22 protein-coding genes and 1 pseudogene are annotated in these 22,304 nt (G+C 71.4%); 14 read left to right on the top strand and 9 right to left on the bottom strand.

Annotated elements, in window-relative coordinates; all coding sequences use genetic code 11:
- Positions 1–189 precede the first annotated feature (189 nt).
- The 4 genes from J8403_RS40635 (at position 190) to J8403_RS40620 (ending at position 2,411) form a co-directional block, all read left to right on the top strand.
- Entirely contained in the window at positions 190–606 is a 417-nt protein-coding gene (locus J8403_RS40635) for a hypothetical protein (RefSeq protein WP_211127557.1), read from the top strand.
- Positions 603–1,475 (top strand): transcriptional regulator, encoded by an 873-nt coding sequence (locus J8403_RS40630; RefSeq protein WP_211127556.1) that lies wholly within the window; start codon positions 603–605, stop codon positions 1,473–1,475. The genes J8403_RS40635 and J8403_RS40630 overlap by 4 nt, the downstream gene beginning before the upstream one ends.
- Positions 1,476–1,512: 37 nt before the next feature.
- Positions 1,513–1,950 (top strand): roadblock/LC7 domain-containing protein, encoded by a 438-nt coding sequence (locus tag J8403_RS40625; RefSeq protein WP_211127555.1) that lies wholly within the window; start codon positions 1,513–1,515, stop codon positions 1,948–1,950.
- Between the two features lie 86 nt (positions 1,951–2,036).
- Positions 2,037–2,411: a hypothetical protein gene (locus J8403_RS40620; protein ID WP_211127554.1), complete on the top strand. Its 375-nt coding sequence runs from the start codon at positions 2,037–2,039 to the stop codon at positions 2,409–2,411.
- Positions 2,412–2,486: 75 nt separating this feature from the next.
- Here J8403_RS40620 and J8403_RS40615 read toward each other — a convergent pair whose 3' ends face one another.
- The 3 genes from J8403_RS40615 to J8403_RS40605 all read right to left on the bottom strand — a co-directional run bounded on the left by J8403_RS40615 (position 2,487) and on the right by J8403_RS40605 (position 6,588).
- Positions 2,487–3,815 (bottom strand): enolase C-terminal domain-like protein, encoded by a 1,329-nt coding sequence (locus J8403_RS40615; protein WP_211127553.1) that lies wholly within the window; start codon positions 3,813–3,815, stop codon positions 2,487–2,489.
- Between the two features lie 90 nt (positions 3,816–3,905).
- Positions 3,906–5,228: a gluconate:H+ symporter gene (locus tag J8403_RS40610; RefSeq protein WP_211127552.1), complete on the bottom strand. Its 1,323-nt coding sequence runs from the start codon at positions 5,226–5,228 to the stop codon at positions 3,906–3,908.
- Between the two features lie 181 nt (positions 5,229–5,409).
- Positions 5,410–6,588 carry an L-talarate/galactarate dehydratase gene (locus J8403_RS40605; RefSeq protein ID WP_211127551.1) on the bottom strand — a complete coding sequence of 393 codons (1,179 nt, stop codon included), beginning with the start codon at positions 6,586–6,588 and terminating at the stop codon, positions 5,410–5,412.
- 149 nt (positions 6,589–6,737) lie between these two features.
- Here J8403_RS40605 and J8403_RS40600 point away from each other — a divergent pair, with 149 nt between their 5' ends.
- The 4 genes from J8403_RS40600 (at position 6,738) to J8403_RS40585 (ending at position 10,812) form a co-directional block, all read left to right on the top strand.
- Positions 6,738–7,640, top strand: a complete 903-nt coding sequence (locus J8403_RS40600; protein ID WP_211127550.1) for a LysR substrate-binding domain-containing protein — start codon at positions 6,738–6,740, stop codon at positions 7,638–7,640.
- Positions 7,641–7,645: 5 nt separating this feature from the next.
- Positions 7,646–8,932, top strand: a complete 1,287-nt coding sequence (locus J8403_RS40595) for an MFS transporter (protein ID WP_211127549.1) — start codon at positions 7,646–7,648, stop codon at positions 8,930–8,932.
- A 15-nt stretch (positions 8,933–8,947) separates the two neighbouring features.
- Positions 8,948–9,472 (top strand): DUF2867 domain-containing protein, encoded by a 525-nt coding sequence (locus J8403_RS40590; RefSeq protein WP_211127548.1) that lies wholly within the window; start codon positions 8,948–8,950, stop codon positions 9,470–9,472.
- A gap of 83 nt (positions 9,473–9,555) precedes the next feature.
- The gene (locus tag J8403_RS40585) at positions 9,556–10,812 is read left to right on the top strand and encodes a cytochrome P450 (RefSeq protein ID WP_211127547.1); all 1,257 of its coding nucleotides are present in this window, start codon (positions 9,556–9,558) and stop codon (positions 10,810–10,812) included.
- Here the strand turns inward: J8403_RS40585 and J8403_RS40580 are convergent.
- Positions 10,809–11,369, bottom strand: a complete 561-nt coding sequence (locus J8403_RS40580; protein ID WP_246586226.1) for an ATP-binding protein — start codon at positions 11,367–11,369, stop codon at positions 10,809–10,811. The genes J8403_RS40585 and J8403_RS40580 overlap by 4 nt on opposite strands.
- Positions 11,370–11,567: 198 nt before the next feature.
- Here J8403_RS40580 and J8403_RS40575 point away from each other — a divergent pair, with 198 nt between their 5' ends.
- From J8403_RS40575 to J8403_RS40560, 4 genes are all read left to right on the top strand, one after another.
- Positions 11,568–12,335 (top strand): IclR family transcriptional regulator, encoded by a 768-nt coding sequence (locus J8403_RS40575; RefSeq protein ID WP_211127546.1) that lies wholly within the window; start codon positions 11,568–11,570, stop codon positions 12,333–12,335.
- A 43-nt stretch (positions 12,336–12,378) separates the two neighbouring features.
- Complete coding sequence (glpK, locus tag J8403_RS40570; RefSeq protein WP_211127545.1) at positions 12,379–13,884, top strand: glycerol kinase GlpK; 1,506 nt, start codon at positions 12,379–12,381, stop codon at positions 13,882–13,884.
- Positions 13,885–14,067: 183 nt separating this feature from the next.
- Complete coding sequence (locus J8403_RS40565; RefSeq protein WP_014058204.1) at positions 14,068–14,469, top strand: SseB family protein; 402 nt, start codon at positions 14,068–14,070, stop codon at positions 14,467–14,469.
- A 198-nt stretch (positions 14,470–14,667) separates the two neighbouring features.
- The gene (locus J8403_RS40560; protein ID WP_211127544.1) at positions 14,668–15,504 is read left to right on the top strand and encodes an undecaprenyl-diphosphate phosphatase; all 837 of its coding nucleotides are present in this window, start codon (positions 14,668–14,670) and stop codon (positions 15,502–15,504) included.
- A 355-nt stretch (positions 15,505–15,859) separates the two neighbouring features.
- On the opposite strand, the gene J8403_RS40555 is transcribed toward J8403_RS40560, so the two are convergent.
- Together J8403_RS40555 and J8403_RS40550 are read right to left on the bottom strand one after the other, a co-directional pair.
- A complete protein-coding gene (locus tag J8403_RS40555) occupies positions 15,860–16,717 on the bottom strand; it encodes an oxidoreductase (protein WP_211127543.1) in 858 nt (285 codons plus the stop codon).
- Entirely contained in the window at positions 16,714–17,589 is an 876-nt protein-coding gene (locus J8403_RS40550; RefSeq protein ID WP_211127542.1) for a helix-turn-helix transcriptional regulator, read from the bottom strand. Before J8403_RS40550 ends, J8403_RS40555 begins: the two co-directional genes overlap by 4 nt.
- A 261-nt stretch (positions 17,590–17,850) precedes the next feature.
- On the opposite strand from J8403_RS40550, the gene J8403_RS40545 reads away from it, so the two are divergent.
- A complete protein-coding gene (locus tag J8403_RS40545) occupies positions 17,851–18,996 on the top strand; it encodes a cytochrome P450 (protein ID WP_211127541.1) in 1,146 nt (381 codons plus the stop codon).
- A 69-nt stretch (positions 18,997–19,065) separates the two neighbouring features.
- The gene (locus J8403_RS40540) at positions 19,066–20,235 is read left to right on the top strand and encodes a serine hydrolase domain-containing protein (protein WP_211127540.1); all 1,170 of its coding nucleotides are present in this window, start codon (positions 19,066–19,068) and stop codon (positions 20,233–20,235) included.
- A gap of 135 nt (positions 20,236–20,370) precedes the next feature.
- Here the strand turns inward: J8403_RS40540 and J8403_RS40535 are convergent, their stop codons facing one another.
- From J8403_RS40535 to J8403_RS40525, 3 genes and pseudogenes are all read right to left on the bottom strand, one after another.
- Positions 20,371–20,769 carry an MFS transporter gene (locus J8403_RS40535; RefSeq protein WP_211127539.1) on the bottom strand — a complete coding sequence of 133 codons (399 nt, stop codon included), beginning with the start codon at positions 20,767–20,769 and terminating at the stop codon, positions 20,371–20,373.
- Positions 20,770–20,826: 57 nt separating this feature from the next.
- A pseudogene (locus J8403_RS40530) lies at positions 20,827–21,603 on the bottom strand (RNA-guided endonuclease InsQ/TnpB family protein); the annotation flags it as partial.
- A 33-nt stretch (positions 21,604–21,636) separates the two neighbouring features.
- Positions 21,637–22,215, bottom strand: coding sequence for a TetR/AcrR family transcriptional regulator (locus J8403_RS40525; protein ID WP_211127538.1), 579 nt, complete (start codon positions 22,213–22,215; stop codon positions 21,637–21,639).
- Positions 22,216–22,304: the final 89 nt, after the last annotated feature.

Below are 22,304 nucleotides of genomic sequence, written 5' to 3'. Positions count from 1 at the left end.
GTGGCACTGACAGGGCCTGCCGAGGCGTACGGGGCCCATGGGGCGGCGGACCCTACTACACGCCCTCCGCCATTTCCGAGCATTACCGGATTTAACCCCCAACTGCTGAACCCTGCGTAACCTCTCCGTCACTGGTGAAGCGCCCCCGGTGGGCGCCCGCCACGGGCGACGCAGGGAAGGGGAGGCCGCATGCCCGGAATCGACGAGTGCTTGCTGGAAGCGATGACCGTGAACGGCGCGCGCGGAGCCGCCGTGATCGAGTGGACCAGCGGACTCGCACTCGGCATGGTCGGCGAGGTCCGCGACGAGGACCCCGAGGCCACGGCGGCGGAGACGGCGGAGCTGGCCCGGATGGCCGCCGAGCAGCGGGCGTTCGCGGCGCTGGGCCCCGGCGGCGCGAAAAGCGGCGAGGACGACGCGGCCGGGGAGCCGGCCGTCGAGGACGTCATCGTCACCACCCGCACCTGCTACCACCTGCTGCGCTTCGTCGACACGGCCTTCGACAGCGGCGTCTTCTTCTATCTCTGGCTCGACCGCCGGGAGGGGAATCTGGCGCTCGCCCGGTTGCGGCTGCGCGAAATGTGCGGGCGTCTGGCGCTGATATGAGCATGCCTCGCAGGGCCGGTGGGCGAGCCGGCCACGCGCCCAGCCTCGCCGGGCTCGCCGCCGAGCGGGCCAGTGGCGCCCTGCTGTGCGACGCGGGCACCATCTATCTGAGGGACGGCCAGGTGGTGCACGCCGAAAGCCCCGTGGCCCCCGGGATCGAGGTGCTGCTCACCACCGGTGGGCGGCTGACCGCCGACAGCTGGCGGGAGGCGGTGGGCCGGACGGGCCCGGACGGCGGGGTCGGACGGTTCCTTGTCGACACCGGCCGGCTGTCGGGCGCGGAGCTGGAGATCTGCCATCTGGGCGCGCTGTTCGACGCCGCGTACTTCGCCCTCGGGCACGGCAGCGGCCCCCGCGGCTTCCAGCGGGGCGCGGCCCACTGGCTGGGACCGGTGCGCGCGGTGGGCGCGGTCGCCGTCGAGCGCGAGACCCGGCGCCGCGGCAGACTGCTGGACTCTCTGTGGCCGTATCCGCAGGTGGACACCGAGCCGGTGGTGCTCCGCCGCCCCGATGGCCGCGCCCCGGCCGTGACCTCCCGCCAGCGCGCGGTGCTGGCGCTCGCCGACGGAGTGCGCACCCCCGCCCGCATCGCGCGCGAGCTCGGCCGTCCCGCCTTCCACACGCTGATCGACATACGGCGGCTGGCGGCGGCGGGCCATGTCGCCACACCACGGCCCGCCCGTCCGGGAGCCCCGGACCGGCCCGATCCGCCCGCCCGTCCGGGAGCTCCGGACCGGCCCGATCCGCCCGCCCGGTCCGGCGCCTGCGCGCCGCCCGCCCCGGACCGCGGTCCCGCCGCGGCCGCCTTCACCGACCCCGATATCGACCTGCTGCGCCGGCTCCGCGACGCCTTGGAGGCAACGCTGTGATTCCCCCGACCGACCCGCCGGCCCCGTGCGCGGCGTCATGAGACGCGGCCTGCGGCAGCGCACGGAGCGGAAGTGGCTGCTGGCCGCCGAGCCCGACGTCCTGGAGGAGTTGCGCCGGCTGCGGGCCCGGGTGACCCATGTGACCGGCGCCCTCGCCGCCACCAGCGACGGCGTGGTGCTGGCGCATGACACGGCCGTCGAGGCCGAGGGGGTGGCGGCGCTGACCGCCGCGGCCCTCGGGGTGGCGCAGTCGCTGGCGGGCGCCACCGGGCGGGGCGCCTTCCGTGAGCTGCTGGTCCGCGGCGAGAACGGCTATGTGGCCACCTATGCCGCGGGTTCCACGGCCGTGCTGACCGTTCTGGCCGGTGACCGCACCAATGTCGGCCGCCTCCATATGGAGGCCCGCCGCTCGGGCGCCCGGCTCGCCGATCTGGTGGGCGTCGCCCTCAGCAGGGCCGAGCAGCCGCAGCCCTGACCACCACGACCTTTTCCCGCCCGGCGCGTACATCCGCGCCGGCACCCGACCGGACATCAATGACAGCGAAAGGAACAGCCACGATCATGGCGAACACCCAGACCGCGCTCAAAGAGGCGATGACGTCCATCGAGGGCGCCCTCGGCGCCGCGCTGGTCGACTACTCCAGCGGGATGGCCCTCGGCACTGTGGGCGGCGGAAAAGAACTCGACCTGACGGTGGCGGCCGCGGGCAACACCGATGTGGTGCGCGCCAAGGTGCGGACCATGGAGCAGCTCGGCCTGCAGGACTCCATCGAGGACATCCTCATCACCCTCGGCAGCCAGTACCACCTGATCCGGCTGCTGAAGGGCCGGGACAGCCAGGGGCTCTTCCTCTATCTGGCGCTGGACAAGAACCGGGCCAATCTGGCGATGGCCCGGCACCAGCTGCGCAGGATCGAGGCCGAGCTGGAGGTCTGAGGCAGGGCCGTACGGCCGCCGATACGGGTGCGGGCGGGGCCGCTCGACGAGCGGCCCCGCCGTCCGACACAGCACTCAACGCACCAGGCAGGGACGCTTGTTGTCGAAGGTCCAGCCCGGGATGAGATAGCGCATGCCGACCGCGTCGTCCCGCGCCCCCAGCGCCTTCTCCTGGTAGAGGGCGTGGGCGGCGAGGAGCCGGTCGCGGTCGAGCCGGATCCCGAGCCCGGGGGCGTCCGGGATGGCGATCTCACCGCCGGTGATCCGCGGCGGCTCGACGGTGAGCCGCTCCAGTCCCTCCTGCCAGATCCAGTGGGTGTCCAGGGCGTTGTACTCGCCCGGGGCGGCGGCTCCGCAGTGGGCCACCATCGCCAGGGAGATGTCGAAGTGGTTGTTGGAGTGGCATCCCCAGGTCAGCCCCATCTCATGGCAGAGCTGGGCCACCCGTACCGATCCCTGCATGGTCCAGAAGTGGGGGTCGGCCAGCGGGATGGAGACGGACTGCAGCGCCAGTGCGTGGGTCATCTGCCGCCAGTCCGTGGCGATCATGTTGGTGGCCGTGGGCAGTCCGGTGACGCGCCGGAACTCCGCCAGGATCTCCCGGCCCGAGTAGCCGTCCTCGGCCCCGCAGGGGTCCTCGGCGTAGGCGAGCGTGCCGAGCAGCGGGCGGCACAGCTCGATCGCCTCGCGCAGCGACCAGGCGCCGTTGGGGTCGAGGGTGATCCGGGCATCGGGGAACCGCTCCTTGAGCGCCCGTACGGCCTTGACCTCCTCGTTTCCCTCCAGGACGCCGCCCTTGAGCTTGAAGTCCTTGAAGCCGTAGAGGTCGTAGGTGGCCTCGGCCTGGCGGACGATCGCCTCGGGAGTCAGCGCCTCCTCGTGACGGATGCGGTACCACTCCGCCTCGGCGCCGGGTTCGCGGACGTACTCCAGGCCGGTCCGGTCGGGGTCGCCGACGTAGAACAGATAGCCCAGGACCCGTACCGCGTCCCGCTGCTGACCGTCGCCCAGGAGCGCCGCCACGGGCACCTCCAGATGCTGGCCCAGCAGGTCCAGCAGGGCCGACTCGACGGCGGTGACGGCGTGCACGGTGGTGCGCAGATCGAAGGTCTGGGTGCCCCGGCCGCCGGCGTCGCGGTCGCCGAACCGCCGCCCGATCTCGCCCAGCACCCGCTTGTAGTCGCCCACCCGCGCCCCGACGACGAGGGATTCGGCGTCGCGCAGCGTCTGGGTGATCTTCTCACCGCCGGGGACCTCCCCCAGTCCGGTGCGGCCCTCGGAGTCCTCGAGGACGACCACGTTACGGGTGAAGTAGGGGCCGTGGGCGCCGGAGAGGTTCAGCTCCATGCTGTCCCGGCCGGCGACCGGATAGACGGCGAACGAGGTGACGGTCGGCTGGCTCATCGTGGCGTCCTTGGGTCGGTGTCGGGGAGATCGGTACCGGAGGGGTCGGTGTCGGAGGGGTCGATGCCGGAGGGGTCGCGCAGGGAGGGTTCAGATAATGGCCTCGATGGCCAGTACGCCGCCGAGACCGAGGACCGCGAGCACCGTGGTGTAGGTGGTGCGCGCCTTGATGGCGTCGATGACGGAGAGGTTGAAGTACTCCTTGAACATCCAGAAGCCGGGGTCGTTCACATGGCTGAAGGCGATCGATCCGCAGGAGACGGCCAGGACCATCAGCTCGGGGTGGACTCCGCTGTTCTCCAGGAGCGGCTGCACCACACCGGCGGCGGTGACCACGGCGACCGTAGCCGATCCGAGTGCCACTCGCAGGACGACGGCGATGAGCCAGGCGAGGATGATCGGCGAGATGGACCAGTCGTCGGTGAGGTCCTTGATGTAGTCGGAGATCCCGCCCTCGACCAGGACCTCCTTGAAGGCGCCGCCGGCCCCGATGACCAGCAGGATCATCGCCATCGCCTGGGCCGCCGAGTTGCAGGAGGCGCTGACCTCGGCCAGGCTCCGGCCGATCCGGGGGCCGAACGCCCACACCGCCAGCAGCAGGGTCAGCAGCAGGGCGATCGGCGCGGAGCCGATGAAGGTGATGATGTGCAGGGCGGTGCTGTCGCCGGACACGGCCATGTCGGTCACCGCGGCGCCGGCGATCAGCACCACCGGGACCAGGGCCACCGACAGCGACCAGCCGAGGCCCGGCATCTCCTCCTCGGTGAAGGTGCGCTCGCTGACCAGCCCCTTGGGGATCTCGGGGTCCATCCGCCGGACGAACGGGAGCCGCGGCCACACCAGGGCGATCAGCGCACCGGCCGGAACGGCGATGAACAGCCCGTAGAACAGGGTCAGACCGACGGAGGCGTGGAAGGTCGAGGCCACCGCGGTGGGTCCGGGGTGCGGCGGCAGAAAGCTGTGCATGGTCGACAGGGCGATCGACATCGGAAGCCCGACCCACAGCAGGTTCTTGCGGGTGACCCGGACGATGGTGAACGCCACCGGCACGATGATGACGAAGGCGACCTCGTAGAACATGGTCACGCCGATGAGCATGGCGGTGACCACCATCGCCACCTGGACCCAGCGCAGTCCGAAGGTGTCGATGAGGGTGTTGGCTATGCGCTGGGCCGCGCCGCAGTCGCCCATGACCCGGCCGACCATGGCGCCGAGACCGACGACGAGCATGGTGTCGCCGATCTGACCCCCGACGCCCTCTCCGAGGACATCGGGGATCTTCTCCACCTCGACCCCCTGCACCAACGCGACGCCGACGGCCACGAGGAGCAGGGCGATGAAGCCGTTGAGCTTCAGCTTGGTCATGAGGAACAGCAGGATCACCACGCTGATTCCGACGACGACGAGAGGCATGTCTTCAGTTCCCCTTTGAACTGCGGCCGGTGAGCTGGAGGCTCGAGCGGATCGCCACACGGGCCAAGGAGTCCACGTACATGCACTCCGTCTATATATGAAGATGGAGGTTAGAGGGCTGAACACCGCCGGTCAATGGGTGTGCCCGTGGATTCGCGATCGGCGCCGGCGTGAACCGGACTTACCGGTCGCCGTATTCGGCCTTGGCACCCGTCCAGGCGCGGGCCTGCTCGCTGAGGGTGATACCGAGGCCGGGCCGTGCGGACACCCGCATCCGGCCGTCGCTGATCTGCAGCCGCTCGTTGAACAGCGGCTCCAGCCAGTCGAAATGCTCCACCCACGGCTCCTGCGGATAGGCGGCCGCGAGATGGAGGTGGATCTCCATCGCGAAGTGCGGGGCCAGTTGCAGATGGTGCTGGTCGGCGAGGGTGGCCAGCTTGAGGAACTGGGTGATGCCACCGATGCGCGGTGCGTCGGGCTGAATGATGTCCGCCGCGTTGTGGCGTATCAGCTCCCAGTGTTCGGCGACGCTGGCCAGCATCTCCCCGGTGGCCACGGGGGTGTCCAGCGAGGCGGCGAGGGCCGCGTGGCCCGGTGCGTCATAGGCGTCCAGCGGCTCCTCGATCCAGACCAGCCCGAACTCCTCGAAGGCGCGCCCCATGCGCTGTGCGGTGGGCCGGTCCCACTGCTGATTGGCGTCGACCATCAGCGGCACGTCGTCGCCCAGGTGCTCCCGTACGGCGGTCAGCCGGCGCAGGTCCTCCTTGCCGTCCGGCTGCCCCACCTTGATCTTGATGCCGCCGATTCCGCTGGCCAGGGAGGCCGTGGCGTTCTCCAGAACCTGCTCGGTCGGCGTGTGCAGAAAGCCGCCCGAGGTGTTGTAGCAGCGGACGGTGTCGCGGTGTGCGCCCAGCAGCTTGGCCAGCGGCAGCCCGGCCCGTTTGGCCTTGAGGTCCCACAGGGCGATGTCGACGGCCGCCACCGCCTGGGTGGACAGCCCGCTGCGGCCCACGGAGGCACCGGCCCACACCAGCTTGGTCCAGATCTTGCCGATGTCGCTGGGGTCCTCGCCGAGGAGGACGGGCGCGATCTCCTGGGCGTGGGCGAACTGGCCGGGCCCTCCCGCGCGCTTGGAGTAGCTGAAGCCGATGCCCTCGTGTCCCTCCTCGGTGGCGAGTTCGACGAAGAGGAAGGCCACCTCCGTCATCGGCTTCTGGCGCCCGGTGAGCACCTTGGCGTCGCTGATGGGCGTGGCCAGGGGAAGGACGACCGAGGACACCCGGATCCAGGAGACCCGGTCGAGGGTTGCCTCACCTGCCTGCTGCGCGGCGTGCGTTGCCGTATGCGATGTGGTCACCACGTGTTGTCCCTGTGTGTGGGCCCGTATGCGGGCGGTGGATATCGCCGGATCCGCCCCGGGGCGGCCGGTGAGCTCCTTTGCAAGCTAAGGTCGCCGGACGATCTACGTCTAACTTAAAATTGGCATGCGTTGATACCGGGAGAGCATCGTTGTTCACGCTCATGCAACTCATCAGCTTTGTGACGGTCGCGGAGGAGCTGCATTTCACCCGGGCCGCGGAGCGGCTGAAGATGACCCAGCCGCCGCTGAGCCGCCAGATCCAGCTGCTGGAGACCGAGTTGCGGGTCCAGCTGCTGGAGCGCACCAACCGCTCGGTGCGGCTCACCCCCGCGGGGCGCGCCTTCCTCACCGAGGCCCGCCGTATCCTGCGCCAGTCCGAGCACGCCGTCCTCGCCGCCCGGCAGGTGGCGACGGGCGAGGCGGGGTCCATCGCCATCGGCTTCACGGCGGCGAGCGCCCATTCCGTACTCGGCACCCTGCTGGAGATCGCCCGCGTGGCCATGCCGGGCGCGGAGATCACCCTGCGCGAGATGGTCACCCGGGACCAGCTGGAGGCCGTCACCGAGCAGAGCCTGGACCTGGGCCTGGTGCGGCCCTCGGTCACCGGACCGGATCTGCGGTCCCGGCCCGCGGCCCGGGAGCGGCTGCTCGCCGCCCTGCCGACGGGACATCCGCTGGCGGCGGGCGAAGGGCCGCTCCAGGTGGCCGACTTCGACGGGCAGGACCTGCTGATGTACTCGCCCATCGAGGCGCGCTACTTCAACGAGCTGCTCATCAGCATCTTCCGCGCCGCCCACGCCACCCCGGTCTTCTCCCAGTATCTGAGCCAGGTCCACACCATCCTGGCCCTGGTGAACGGCGGCTGGGGCGTGGCCCTGGTCCCGGAGACCGCCGCCCGGCCGCGCTACCCGAACATCGCCTTCAAATCGGTGGAGCTCACCACTCCGGAGCCGGTAGAACTCAACCTCGTGTGGCGTAAGAACAGCGACAACCCGGCCCTGCACGCGCTGCTCCGCCACGCGGCCGCCCTTCTCCCCGCCCAAGGAGCCTGACCGCCGTGACGCGCAGAACCTCCGGTGGCCTGCTGCGGCGCCACCGTGACTTCCGGCTGCTGTGGTGCGGTGAGACCGCCGGGAAGTACGGAGCGGCCGTCACCGGAGTGGCGATGCCGCTGATCGCGGTCACCACCTTGCACGCGGACACCTTCGAGGTCGGTCTGCTGACCGCCGCGAGCTGGGCCCCTTGGCTGGTCATCGGCCTTCCGGCGGGGGCCTGGGTGGACCGGTGGCGCCGGCGGCCGGTCATGCTGGCCGCCGCGGCGGTCTCGCTGGTGCTGTTCGGATGTGTCCCGGTGGCGGCCTGGTGCGGTCTGCTGAGCATCGGACTGCTGCTGACCGTCGCCCTGTTGACGGGTACGGCCGCGGTGTTCTTCCAGACCGCCTACAGCGCGTATCTCGCCGGCCTCCTGGACCCCGAGGACCAGCCCGAGGGCAACGCCAAACTGCACGGCAGCGCGTCCGCGGCGCAGATCGCCGGCCAGGGCACCGCCGGTCTGATCGCACAGCTGGCGGGTGCGGTGAACGGGATGTTCGTCAACGCGGCGACCTTTCTGGTCTCCCTCGGCTGCCTGACCGGCATCGGGTTCCGCGAACCGCGCGTCCCGGTGGCCGAGCGCCCGCCCCGGGCGCTGGCCCGCGAGGTGGCCGAGGGGCTGCGGCTGATCGCCCACGACCGGTGGCTGCGCACCCTGACGCTCTTCGCGGCCGCGTCCAACCTGGCGCTGATGGGCTACCAGTCGATCCGGGTGGTCTTCCTGGTCCGGACCGTCGGTCTGTCCCCCGGGCTGGTCGGTGGGCTCATCGCGGCCGTCAGCCTCGGCGGCGTCGCCGGGGCGTTCTGCGCACGCCGGGTGGCCGCCCGGGTCGGCGACGCGCGGGCGACGCTCCTGTTCGAGCTGGGGCTGGCCGTGGGCGCGCTGCTCATGCCGATGACCGCCGAGGGACCGTGGGTCGTGCTGTTCGTGGCGGGCGGTTTCTGCGTCACCGCCGGTGTGGTGGCCGGCAATGTGATCAAGGCGAGCTTCCAGCAGCGCTATTGCCCGCCGGAGCTGCTCGGCCGGCTCACCGCCTCATCGGCGTTCGTCAGCTATGGAACGCTGCCCCTCGGAGCCCTCCTCGGCGGTGCGCTCGGCACCGCGCTGGGCCTCCGGGCCGCCATGTGGATCACCACGGCGGGGATTCCGCTCGCCGGGCTGATCCTGCTCTTCTCCCCCATCCGGCGCTCCCGCGACCTTCCGGCGTCCGCACCGGCCCGGCCACGCCGGGAAGCACCGGCCACGTCATGAAACGGAGCTCTCCCCATGACCACTCCCCCGGCCACTCCTCGCGCACGACGCGTCACGGTGCCCGGGGCACCGGCGGCCCGTGACGACCTCGCGGGCGCCCACTACGCCTCGGCGTTCGCCCTACCGGTCCCACGGGCCGGGTCCCCGACCGCCGAGCAGTGGGCGCGGGCCGTCTTCGAGGGCGCTCCCGCTCCCCTTCGGCGGTTCCTGGTGCTGGGCTGGACGCTGGGGCTCGGCCTCCGGCTGGGCCCCAGGACGTCGCCGCGCCATGTCCTGGGGTGGGCCGTCTCGGACGCGGCGGACCACTCACTGACCCTCACCGCGCGCTCCCCGCTGGTGGCCGCGCACAACGTCGTGGCCGTCGAGGACACGAGGGTCCTGTGGGCGACCTTCGTACGGTTCGACCGGCCCGCCGGCCGTCCGCTGTGGGCCCTGGCCGCGCCGATCCACCACCGGACGGTTCCCCGGCTCCTCCGGCGCGCGGCACGCGATGCGGCATCGGCCGGGGAAACCACCCGTGGTGACGGCCGGTTGCCGTAGCTCCCGGTCGCGTCGCCCGGCCCGGCGGCCCGAGCTACGCTCAAAAGGGAGGGACTCGGTTCGCCTTCGAAGGGAGCGTTTCCGTGTCCGTCACATCACGCGCGTCGACTCCGGCGCCGCTGCCCAGACATCGCGACTGCCCCTTCGACCCGCCCGGTGCCTACGAGGCGCTGCGCGAGGAGGGCGGGGCCAGCCGGCTGGCCTTTCCGGACGGCAAAGTGGGCTGGCTGCTCACCCGGCACGAGGACGTGGCGCGGTTGCTCGCGGACGACCGGTTCAGCTCGGACCGCCGCCGGACCTCCTCGCCGGTGCACGCGTTCCCGGTCCGCCCGGACGATCGCCGGATGCTGGGCTCGTTCATCGGCATGGACCCACCCGAGCACACCCGCTACCGGCGGCTGCTGAGCAAGTGGTTCACCGCCCGGGGGATGCGGCGGCTGCAGCCGAGGATCGAGGAGATCGTCGACGGCCACCTGGCCGCCATGGAGCGCGCCGGTCCGCCGGCCGACCTGGTGACGTCCTTCGCCCAGCCGATCCCGTCGCTGGTGATCTGCGAGCTGCTGGGGGTGCCGTACGGGGACCGGGCCGACTTCCAGCGGTGGGCCACCGTGCTGCTCCGGATCGGCCAGAGCGAGGACGAGGTCTACGCGGCCCGGGACGCGCTGTGGGAGTACATGCGGGAGCTGATCGGCACCAAGCGGCACCGGCCGGACGAGGCGCTACTGTCCCGTCTGGTCAACGGCGAGCACGGCGCGCCCAGCGGCTCCGGCACCGCCGCGGCGGCCGGGCTGACCGACGAGGAGCTGACCGGTGTCGGGCTGCTCCTGCTCATCGCGGGCCATGAGACGACGGCGAACATGCTGGCCCTGGGCACCTACGCGCTGCTGCGCCACCCCGGGCAGTCGCGGCTGGTGCGGGAGCGGCCCGAGGTGATCGACCACGCGGTCGAGGAGCTGCTGCGGTATCTGACCATCGTCCAGTTCGGGACGGTACGGGTGGCCCGGGAGGATCTGGAGATCGCCGGGGCGCGGGTGCAGGCCGGGGAGACGGTCGTCGGGTCGCTCGCCTCGGCCAACCGGGACCCCGCGCGGTTCGCCGACCCCGACACTCTGGACGTCACCCGCGAGACGGCCGACCAGATCGCCTTCGGCCACGGCATTCACCAGTGCCTGGGCCAGCACCTGGCGCGGATGGAGATGCGGACCGGCTTTCCCGCCCTGCTGCGGCGCTTCCCCACGCTGCGCCTGGCGGTGCCGCCCGACGAGGTGCCGCTGCGCCACGACATGCTGATCTACGGCGTCCATCGGCTCCCGGTCACCTGGGACCGGGCCGCCGGTTAGGCGACCGGCAGGTCCGCCCACCAGGTGATGCCCTCATGGCAGGAGTGGCTGCCGTGGCGCGTGGACAGCGCGGTCACGATCCCGAGCCCGCGGCCGTGCTCATCGGGCTCGATGTCCTCGTCCGCCCGCTGGCCGGCGGGCACCGGGCCGCCGTCGGTGACCTCGACGCGCAGGCTCGCGGAGCCCTCGCACTCGGTCCAGCGCAGCCGCAGCACGGCCGGGGGCAGGGCGTGCAGGATGGCGTTGGTGACCAGTTCCGAGATCACCATGAGCGCCTCGTCGAGGCAGTCGGCCGACAGCTCCCATTCGGTCAGCAGCGCGTGCGCCCGCCGCCGCACGGTGGCGACGGCCTCGCAGATGTGCGGGACCGGGAGGACGTGGCCGTCTCCCTCGTCAGCCGGGGGCCGGTCCGGGACCTCGTCGCGTGCCACCACCGGCGCCAGCAGGGGGTCCGGATCCGGCGCCTGGGAGCCGATGAGACGGGCGCCGGTGAAATCGACGGTCTCCGCGGCCTGCCCAGCGACGCCGGGCTTCGGGTAGCTCAGTTGTTCCGCCACGTCTCCTCCTCTCCGAGCCGGGTGGGTTGTCTGTGCCGGGCACCCTTCGGGTCACCTTTTGGCATCCTGGTCTTCTTGTCCCGATACGGACGCTATGGCCCCTATCCACCGGGGTCAACGAATCCGAGTCGGCATTACCGAACGTTTGGCGTTTTCGCCGACAGGCTGTGCCACTGGCCGAAGAGCTACGATCGCGTCATGGCCGGCCCGGTGCAGTCCATCGAGCGGGCGGCGGCGATTCTGCGGCTGCTCGCCCAGGGCTCCGGTCGGCTCAGTCTGGGCGAGGTGGCCGCCTCGCTCGGCCTCGCCAAAGGCACCGCGCACGGCATTCTGCGCACGCTGCAGAGCGTCGACTTCGTCGAACAGGACAAGGCGACGGGGAAGTACCAGCTCGGCGCGGCGCTGTTGCACCTGGGGACCAGCTATCTCGACATCAACGAGCTGCGGTCCCGCTCCATCAACTGGACCGACGCCCTGGCCGCCCGCAGCGGTGAGGCGGTCCGTCTCGGAGTGCCCCTGGAGGGCAAGGTCCTCATCGTCCACCACGTCTTCCGGCCCGATGACACCTTCCAGACCCTGGACGTGGGCTCGCTGCTCCCCCTGCACGCCAGCGCGCTGGGCAAGATCCTGCTGGCGTACGGGGCGACCCCTCTGGAGCCGCTCATGGAAACCGAACCGGAGAACTACACCCGTCATACGCTCGTCTCTCCCCAGCAGCTCAGCCGGGCGATGGGCGAGATCCGCGAGAACGGGTGGGCGGCCGCGACCGAGGAGATGATGGTGGGCGAGGCCGATATCGCCGCGCCGATCCGCGGGCAGGGCGGCCTGGTGGTGGGCGCCGTCGGCATCTCGGGCGCCGTGGACCGCCTCTGCGACAGCAAGGGCCGCCCGCACCCCTCGCTCGTCGGGCTGACGCGCGACGCCGCCCGGGCGATCTCCCGCGATCTCGGCGCGGCCCGCTGGTGACGCCCCATGCCCTGCTCGAACCCGCCCGAAGGCAGGCCAGGCCATGGTTGAACGCTATGTGATGTCCATCGACCAGGGCACCATGTCCACCCGGTGCATCCTCTTCGACCACCAGGGACGGCTGGTCTCGGTCGGCCAGCGAGAACATGAGCAGTACTTCTCCAAACCGGGCTGGGCCGAGCACGACCCCGCCGAGATCTGGTCCCATCTGCGCCGTGTGGTCGTGCCCCGGGCGCTGGAGGGCGCGGGGATCCGGCCCGAGCAGATCGTGGCCATCGGCATCGCCAATCAGCGCGAGACCACGGTGGTCTGGGACCGGCGCACCGGCGCCCCCGTGTGCCACGCCATCACCTGGCAGGACACCCGTACCAGCGGCTATGTCGAGGAGCTGCGCCGGACCACCGGTGACGACTTCTTCCTGGAACGCTGCGGACTGTCGCCCACGACCTACTTCTCCGCGCCACGGCTGCGCTGGCTGTTCGACCATGTCGACGGCTTGCGCGAGCGCGCGGGGCGCGGGGACGTGCTGTTCGGCACGATGGAGAGCTGGCTGATCTGGAACCTCACCGGCGGGCCCGACGGCGGACTGCACCTCACCGACGCCACCAATGCCAGCCGCACCATGCTGATGAACATCCGCAGCCTGACCTGGGACGATGAGCTGCTGGCCTATTTCGATGTGCCCCGGGCGATGCTGCCGGAGATCCGCCCTTCCGCGGAGTGCTACGGCATGGCCCGCGCCCTGCTGCCGCAGGTCCCGATCTGCGCCGCGCTCGGCGATCAGCAGGCGGCGCTGTTCGGGCAGACGTGTTTCGCCAGCGGCGAGGCGAAGTGCACCTACGGCACCGGCAGCTTCCTCCTGCTCAACACCGGCACCGAGCTCGTACGGTCCCGGCACGGGCTGCTGACCACGGTGGGCTACAAGGTGGGCGACGAGCCGACGGTCTACGCGCTGGAGGGCCCGATCGCCGTCACCGGCTCGCTGGTGCAGTGGTTCCGCGACCGCCTGGGCATGATCCACAGCGCCCCCGAGATCGAGACCCTGGCCCGCGGCGTCGAGGACAACGGCGGCTGCTACATCGTCCCCGCCTTCTCCGGGCTCTTCGCCCCGCACTGGCGCAGCGACGCGCGCGGGGTGATCGTCGGGCTCACCTCGTACATCACCAAGGGACATCTGGCCCGGGCCGTGCTGGAGGCGACCGGGTGGCAGACCCGGGAGGTGGTCGACGCCATGAACGCCGACTCGCCCCAGCCGCTGCGGCAGCTGAAGGTGGACGGCGGGATGACGTCGAACAATCTGCTGATGCAGTTCCTGGCCGATGTCCTGGACCTGCCCGTGGTGCGCCCCATGGTCTCGGAGACCGTCTCCCTCGGGGCCGCCTACGCCGCCGGGCTCGCCTCCGGCTACTGGCCCGATCTGGAGGGGCTGCGCCGCAACTGGCACCGCGCGGCCCAATGGATGCCCACGATGGATCCCGCGCGGCGGGAGGCGGAGTACGAGAACTGGCAGCGGGCGGTCGAGAGGTCACTGGGCTGGGCCAGGTCGTAGCCCGGGGCACCTTTCCGGGCGGGCTATGCCGGGCCGGAAAGGTGCCCCGGGGAAGAATCGAGCGCGAGGGGGACGTGTGAGTTCCATGAGGCGGGGTATTCGAGCCAGCCGCGGCTGTTGAAACCAGTCGCTCTGGGACCCAGAAACCCATGAAGACCCAAAACCCGATCCATGGACGGAATCATGACCAGCCCTTCCGATGAAAACGTCTCCGCCACCCAGCAGGCCCTCGGCGAGCTGGCGGCCGACCGGGCGGACGAGTCGGCGCTGAACACCCTTGCCAACAGTGAGGTCCTCCTCCCCTCCGCCGAGAGCGGAGAGGAGACCGACCCCCAGGCCGTGACCCTGCCCGTGTTCCAGCAGGAGGACGGCGCTCAGCTGGTACCGGTCTTCACCACTCCGGCCCGGATGCACCAGGCCCTGCCCCAGATCGAGCGGTACCACCTGGTGCCGCTGGGCGCACTGGCCCAGGGATGGCCCTCCGAGGAGCTCTCCCTGACCATCGACGCGGGTGCCCCGGAGGCCGTCACCCTCTCGGCCACCGGCGTACGGAGCCTGCTCAGCGGCTCCGGTCCGGCCGCCTGACCTTTTCGGCCGCGGCGGCCCGTGCCCCTCTCTCCACGGGCACGGGCCGCGGCGATGCCCGGATACCGCGGCCGCCCCTCCCCCTCGATCGCGACGGATCGCCGTGGGCCGCCCGTCGATTGGTCACCTGCCCTATCCATCGTCTACCGTCCTGTAGACATTCACTGGTTATGGATAGATACCGGCGGGACGGATCACGTGAGCGCGATCAACATCGGACAGGCCGTGGTTCTCGGCGTCGTCGAGGGGGTCACGGAGTTCCTCCCGGTCTCCTCCACCGGTCACCTCAAGATCACTGAGGGGCTGATGGACATCCCGGTGGACGACAAGTCCGTCGTCGCCTTCACCGCGGTGATCCAGGTCGGTGCCATCGCCGCCGTCCTGCTGTACTTCTTCCGCGACATCCGGCGCTTCGCCACCGCATGGGGGCGCGGGCTGGTCAACCGCGAGGAGCGGTACCACCACGACTACAAGTTCGCCTGGTGGGTCATCTACGCCACCCTCCCCATCGTGGTCGTCGGCCTTGCGGCCAAACCGCTGATCGAAGGCCCGCTCGCCTCCCTGTGGGTGGTGGCCGCCTCACTCATCGTGGGCAGCGGGCTGATGTGGCTGGCCGACCGGATGGGCCGCCACAAGCGCGGGGAGGACGACACCAGCGTCAAGGACGCGATGCTGGTCGGCTCCTCGCAGATCCTCGCGCTGCTCTTCCCCGGCTTCTCACGCTCGGGCGCCACGATGGCCACCGGCCTCATGCTCGACCTGGACCGTCTGGCCGCCACCCGGCTCTCCTTCTTCCTGGGCATCCCGTCGCTGACCGGCGCCGGTCTCTACGAGCTCAAGGACGCGATGGGCGGTGGCGTGGACACGATGTCGCTCGTGGTGGGCACGGTGGTGTCCTTCGCCGTGGCCTACGCCTCGATCGCCTGGCTGCTGAAGTTCGTCGCCAAGCATTCGTTCAACGCCTTCGTGATCTACCGGATCGTCATCGGCCTGGTGCTGTTCGGACTGCTCGGCTCGGGCGCCCTCAACGCCTGACGCCGTCGCGGGCGCTCTCCCCCGCCCGACGCCGTCCCCCGGTCACTGGCCGGATAGCCACGCCCTGGCGGGCGCGGCGGGCCGTCGGCCCTCCGGGTCGGGAACGCCCCGGACCCGGCGGGGGCTGCTGCGCCGGTGGGGCCGCCGAGTGCGGGGGCACTGACGGCCCGGTGGTCCTACGGGGTGTCCGGCGGACCACGCGGCGGACCGCATATCGATCCACGCGACGGAGCCGCATACCGATACCGCGGGAAGGGGCAGCGCCCCGATCCGGGGTCTGGGGCAGAGCTCCGGTTGCGGGGAGGGGCGGGGAGGGGAGCGGCCCCCGCCGGCGTCACGATCCCCGGACGCCCTCCTACGAGGCCGCGGCCGCGGGGTAGTCGGCTCCGAGGGTGACATCGCGCCAGGCGTCGAAGCCGGTCCTGAGGGAGTCCAGCCTGGCCTGGGCGATGTCGTACGCGGCCTTGCCCAGCAGCAGCCGCAGCGGGGGCTCCGCCGCCCCCACCGCGCCGATGATGGCCTCGCTCGCCCGGGCCGGGTCCCCGGGCTGGTGGCCGTAGGTGGCGAGGGTGCTGGTGCGCCGTGCGCCCGCGCTCTCGGCGTAGTCCTCGATGGTGACAGCGGACTGCCGCATGGAGGGGCCGGACCAGTTGGTGCGGAAGGCGGCGGGTTCGACGATCGTCACCTTGATACCCAGCGGGGCTACCTCGGCGGCGAGCGATTCGGAGAGGCCCTCCACGGCGAACTTGGTGGCGTGGTAGTAGCCGGTGGCGCCGAAGGCGGCCAGGCCGCCGAGGGAGGAGATGTTCACGATGTGGCCGGCGCGGCGGGCGCGCATGCCCGGCAGCACCGCCCGGGTGACGTCCACCAGGCCGAAGACATTGGTGTCGAACAGGGCCCGGACCTCCTCGTCCTCGCCCTCTTCGAGAGCGGCGAGATAGCCGTAGCCCGCGTTGTTGACCAGGACATCGATGAGGCCGAAGGCGGATTCCGCCTCCTTGACGGCCTCCGCCACCTGCTCCTTGTCCGTGACGTCGAGGGCCAGGGCCAGCGCGCGGTCCCCGTGCCCGGCGACGATGTCGGACAGCTGCCCGGGGTCGCGGGCGGTGACCACAGCGCGGTGGCCGTGGTCGAGGACGGCGGTGGCGAGTGCCCGGCCCAGACCGGTGGAACAGCCGGTGATGAACCAGACGGGCGAGTCGATCACGGTCATGCGGAAGAGTCCTTCGTCGTGGTCTTCATGGTGTCGTGGGGCGTCTCCACCGCGTCGGCGGCGAGGCTGCCCAGCAGGGACAGCGCCTGCTCGGAGGGGCTGCCCGGTTCGGCCTGGTAGACGACGAGCTGCTGACCGGGGGCGCTGTTCACGGTCAGCGCCTCGTACTCCAGCGTCAGCTCCCCGACCAGCCGGTGCCGGAAGCGCTTGGTCTCATGGGTCTTCTGACGGATGTCATGGCGGGCCCACAGCCGCCGGAACGCCTCGCTCTTGAGCGACAACTCACCGACGACGGCGATCAGTTCGGGGTCCTCCTCGTCGATCCCGGCCGCCGCGCGGAGCCCGGCGACGGTGTTGGCCGCCACCCGCTCCCAGTCGGGGTAGAACTCCCGGGCGTCCGGGTCGAGGAAGACCAGCCGCATCAAGTCCCGGCTGTGGGTGTGTCCGTCGAACAGGGCCCTGCCGAGGGTGTTGTGGGCCAGCACGGTCAGACAGCGCCCCAGGACGACGGCCGGTGTCCGCGGCCAGCCCTCCATCATCCGCAGCAGGGTCGGGCTCACCCGCTCCCGCGGCGCGGCCGGGCGGCGCCGGCCGGGGGCCGGACGGGCCAGCCGGTGCAGATGGGCGACCGCGTCCTCCTCCAGCACCAGGGCCCGGGCCAGCGCCTCGACCACCTGGGCCGAGGGATGCCGCTCCCTGCCCTGCTCCAGCCGGATGTAGTAGTCGGTGCTGACCCCCGCCAGCAGGGCGACCTCCTCGCGGCGCAGACCCGCCACCCGGCGCCGGCCGCCGGGCAGGATGTCCACGTCCTCGGGCCGCACCAGTTCACGGCGGGCGCGCAGAAAGCGCCCCAGAGGGTTCTCGCTGTCCATGAAATCGAGCGTAGACCTGGGAAAGCGGCATCCGGAGCCCGTAAGGTGGCCGCGCTACTCCTAGTCTGGGCCGGGAGGTGCCCGCCCATGGGCGGCGGATCGCACGACGACGGATTACGAGACCACACAGCGCGGGACCACGGATCGCGGGGCCAGGGGCCGCCGGGCCGCGCAGCGCAGGACCACGGACCACCGGGCCGCGGAGCGCGGGAATTCGGGGAGCGCAGGGTCGACCGGGGGCCGTACGGAGGCGGCTGCCCGGTGCGCCGGGGGCCCGACGGGATCTGGCAGGTGTCCGGCTACGAGGAGGCCCGCGCCGTCCTGCGCAGCACCGCCACCGTGCAGGCCGGACTCGGCATCGAGACGGTGGAGAAGCTGCCGTCCCGGTTCCGGCGGCCGGTGCTCTACCGGGACGGTCCCGAACACCGTGAGGACCGGCGGCAGACCGCCCGGTTCTTCACCCCGCGCCGGGTCGACGAGCACTATCGCGAGGTCATGGTCCGGGTGGCGGAGGCACAGATCGACATCATCCGCGAGACCGGCCGGGGCCTGCTCGCCGATGCGGCCTTCCATCTGGCGATCGAGGTGGCCAGTGCCGTGATCGGCCTGACCGAGAGCCGGCCCGGGATCCGGCGGCGGCTGGAGCGCTTCTTCCCCGAGAAGTTCGGCACCCCGGGGCTGACCAGCCTGCACGGGATCCGCTGGCTGCTGCGGCAGAACGGGAACTGGCTGCGGATCTACTGGGGCGATGTCCGCCCGGCTGTACGCGCCCGGCGGCGACGGCGGCGCGACGATCTGATCTCCCATCTGCTGGACGAGGGGTGTTCGGCAGGCGAGATCCTGGGCGAGTGCATCACCTTCGCCGCCGCGGGCATGGTCACCACCCGGGAGTTCGTCAATGTGGCCGCGTGGCATCTGTTCGGCGACGCCGCCCTGCTGGCGCGGTACCGGGCCGCCGACGAGCCCGGCCGGATCGCGATCCTCCAGGAGATCCTCCGGCTCGAACCGGTCATCGGCCGGCTCCGCCGTCGTACCACCGCAGCGCTGCGGCTGCCCGGCGGCGGACAGGATGCTGGCGCGGAGGTGACGGTGCCGGCCGGGGAGCTGATCGATGTCCTGCTCCACCAGGCCAATCTCGACGGCCGTACGGTGGGCGAGCGACCGGAGCTGCTCCGTCCGGGCCGCCCGATGGCCGCGGGCGCCGGTGCGCCGGGGCTGTCCTTCGGGGACGGTGCGCACAAATGCCCCGGGGCCGCCATCGCGCTCCTGGAGACGGATGTCTTCCTCAGCCGGCTGTTCGCCCTGCCCGGCATCCGGATGGCGGCCCCGCCCAGGGTCGGCTTCAAGGACGAGATCGCGAGCTATGAGCTGCGCGGCTGCGAGGTCGTGCTCACGGGCCGGACCTAGGTCTGTCGTGTGCATCAGGCCCTAACCACCACCGGCCCCGCCGACCACCCGAGCGTCAGGAGGAACCATATGACCGAGTCCCCGGCCCCGATCCAGGGCCACTGCGACCCCCGGTTCGCCGGAGTGCGGGCCGCCTTCGAGGCGAACTTCCGCGAACGCGACGAGCTGGGCGCCGCGGTGGCCGTGCGGATCGGCCCGGAGACCGTGGTGGATCTGTGGGGCGGCTGGGCGGACGGCGGGCGCACCCGCCCCTGGGAGCGGGACACCCTGGTCAATGTGTGGTCGACCACCAAGGGGCCGGCGGCGCTGTGTGCCCATGTGCTGGCGGACCGCGGGCTGTTGGACCTGGACGCGCCCGTGGCCGCGTACTGGCCCGAGTTCGCCGCGGCCGGCAAGGGCTCGCTGCCGGTGCGGTGTCTCCTCTCGCACCGGGCGGGGCTGGCCGGGTTGCGGGAGCCGCACAGCGTGGCGGAGCTGTACGACTGGGAGCTGACCACCGCCCGGCTGGCCGCGACGGAGCCGTGGTGGGAGCCCGGCACCCGGAGCGGCTATCACGCGCTCACCTACGGCTTCCTGATCGGCGAGGTGGTCCGGCGGATCAGCGGGCTGCTGCCCGGCGAGTTCCTGCGGCAGGAGGTCACCGGGCCGCTGGGCATCGACTTCACCATCGGCCTTCCGGAGAAGGAGGCCGGCCGGGCCGCTGAGCTGATCGGTCCGCGGGCCGGGCGGCCGGGCGGTGAACAGGCCGCGGCGGGACCGCGGTTCACGCCCGTCGCCCTGGCGGCGCTGGGCAATCCGGTGGTCGGCGCGGCCGAGGCCAACAGCCGGGAGTGGCGCGAGGCCGAGCTGCCGGCCCTCAACGGCCATGGCACGGCCCGCGCCATCGCCGAGCTGTACGGCATCCTCGCCCGACGCGGTCTGGCCGACGACCGCCGGGTACTGTCCACGGAGACCGCCGAGCGCGCCCGCGAGGGCCAGGGTTCCTGCCGGGACCTGGTCCTGGGCGAGGCCCTCGGCCGGGACACGGAGGTGGCGCTCGGGGTGTGGCTGAGTGGTGCGCACGGCTCGTACGGCCCCAACCCGCGCGCCGTCGGCCATGACGGCTTCGGCGGCTCCTGCGGGCTCGCCGACCCGGAGGCGGAGCTATCCCTGGGTTATGTGATGAACCGTATGGGCCCGCGGATCGTCGACGACCCCCGGAAGATGGCCCTGGTGGAGGCGGTGTACGCGGCGCTGTGACCGGCGAGTGGCCCGGCCGCGGCTGAGTCGCCCCGCCGTGGCTGGGCCACCCCGCCACGACTGAGCCCCCCGCCGCGGCTGAGTCGCCCCGCCGTGGCCGGGCCACCCCGCCCCGGCCGGGCCACCCGGCCCTGGCTACGCCTCTCGTGAGCGTTTCAGGAGCGCCAGGGAGCAGATGAGGGACACCGCCACCAGCGCCATCTGGTAGATCACGACCGGCACGATCGAGCCGCCGGTCGAGCGCAGCAGCCACTCGCCGACCAGCGGTGCCGTACCGCCGATGAGCGCCGAACACAGCTGGTAGGAGAGGGAGATACCGGTGTAGCGCACGGAGATCGGGAAGGCGGCGGCGAGCAGTCCGGCCAGGATCGCGTAGTTCATCGCGCCGGTGATGCCCAGCAGACAGATGCCGAGCGCCACGACGACCGGCTGGGTCGTCGAGACACAGGCGTACATCACCGGCACCAGAGCGAAGTTGAGGCTCAGCAGGGCCGCCACGGTGCGGCGCGGGCCGAAGCGGTCGGCCAGCAGCACCCCGAAGGGCTGGGGGAAGAACTGGTTGTTTCTCCCTCTCCTGAAGGAGGGGGATTCCTACGGCTCGCGCCGTAGAGGTTCCTGCTTCGTCGCCGACTGCCCGCCCGGAGAACTCCGTTGAGGTCTTACACCGGCTCCACAGGCCGATACCGCCAGCCCGGCGGCCAAAATGTTCCGTGCCGCGTTCACGTCGCGGTCGTGGGTGACGCCACAACTGCCGCAGGTCCAGGTGCGGACGTTGAGCGGCATTGTGTTCTGCAGGGTTCCGCAGTGCGAGCACAGCTTGGAGGAGGGGAACCAGCGGTCGACCGCGATCACTTCGCGGCCGTACCACCGGGCCTTGTACTCCAGCATCGTGCGGAATTCCGACCAGGCCGCGTCCGAGATGGCGCGGGCCAACCTGCCATTCTTGAGCAGGTTCCGAACGGTGAGGTCCTCGATCACGATCGTTTGGTTGTCACGAACGAGCCGAGTAGTGATCTTGTGCAACGTATCGCGTCGCCGGTCAGTGATGCGGGCGTGAACTCGGGCGACCTTCCGGCGTGACTTGGCCCGGTTGGCTCCCTCCCCCTTGGCCTTACGGGCCAGTTCCCGCTGCGCCTTGGCCAGCCGCGCACGGTCGTGCCGCTCGTGGCGAGGGTTGGTGATCTTTTCCCCGGTCGACAGGGTCAGCAGGTGGTCCAGTCCGGCGTCCACGCCGACCGCCGCGTCCATGGTGGGGAGTGGCTGCACACCGGGGTCCTCGCACAGCAGGGATACGAACCAGCGTCCGGCCGCATCCTGGGAGACGGTCACCGTGGACGGTCCCGCCCCCTCTGGGAGGGGGCGGGACCAGGCCGATGGTCTGAACTGAAAAGTCAGAAATCTTTACTGGCGGGGTCCGGCGCTCAGTCCGTCCAGGGTGAGATCGAGGAGCCGGTCGGCCTGCTCGCGCTGTTCGGGCTTCCCGGAGGCGAGGGCGATGCCGGTGAGAGCGGCGAACATGTCGGTGGCGCTGATGTCGGACCGGATCACACCGGCCGCGACGGCGGCGTCCATCAGCCGCGAGAGGGCGTCCTGGATCAGCTCATGGCTCTGGGCGTACGGATTGACGCCCGACGCGACGACGCCCCGCAGCGCGTCCGCCATGCCCAGCTTGGCGTTGGCGTAGTCCATGAAGCGGCCCAGCCACGCGCGCATCGCCTCACGCGGGGGCAGGGTCGCCAGCAGCTCCGGGGCGGCGTCGCAGAGCCGGGCCAGCTCATTGCGGTAGGCGGCCTCGATCAGCAGCTCGCGGGTCGGGAAGTTCCGGTAGAGGGTACCGGTGCCGACGCCCGCCTCCTTGGCGATGCGCTCGAGGTGGGCGTCCAGCCCCTCCTCGGCGAACACCCGCACCGCGGCGGAGAGGATCTTCTCCCGGTTGCGCTGTGCGTCGGCCCGCAGCGGGCGCCCTGGATCCCTGGCCATCGGCGACTCTCCTCATTCCCCGGTTGCTAAGTGGAGGCGCATCCACTTAGTGTGTATCGAGTGAACTGGAGGCGGCTCCGCTTCCCACT

Source organism: Streptomyces yatensis (assembly GCF_018069625.1).
Lineage (GTDB): Bacteria > Actinomycetota > Actinomycetes > Streptomycetales > Streptomycetaceae > Streptomyces > Streptomyces yatensis.
The sequence above is the reverse complement of the archived record's forward strand: the minus strand, read 5'-3'. Positions and strand labels throughout refer to the sequence as shown.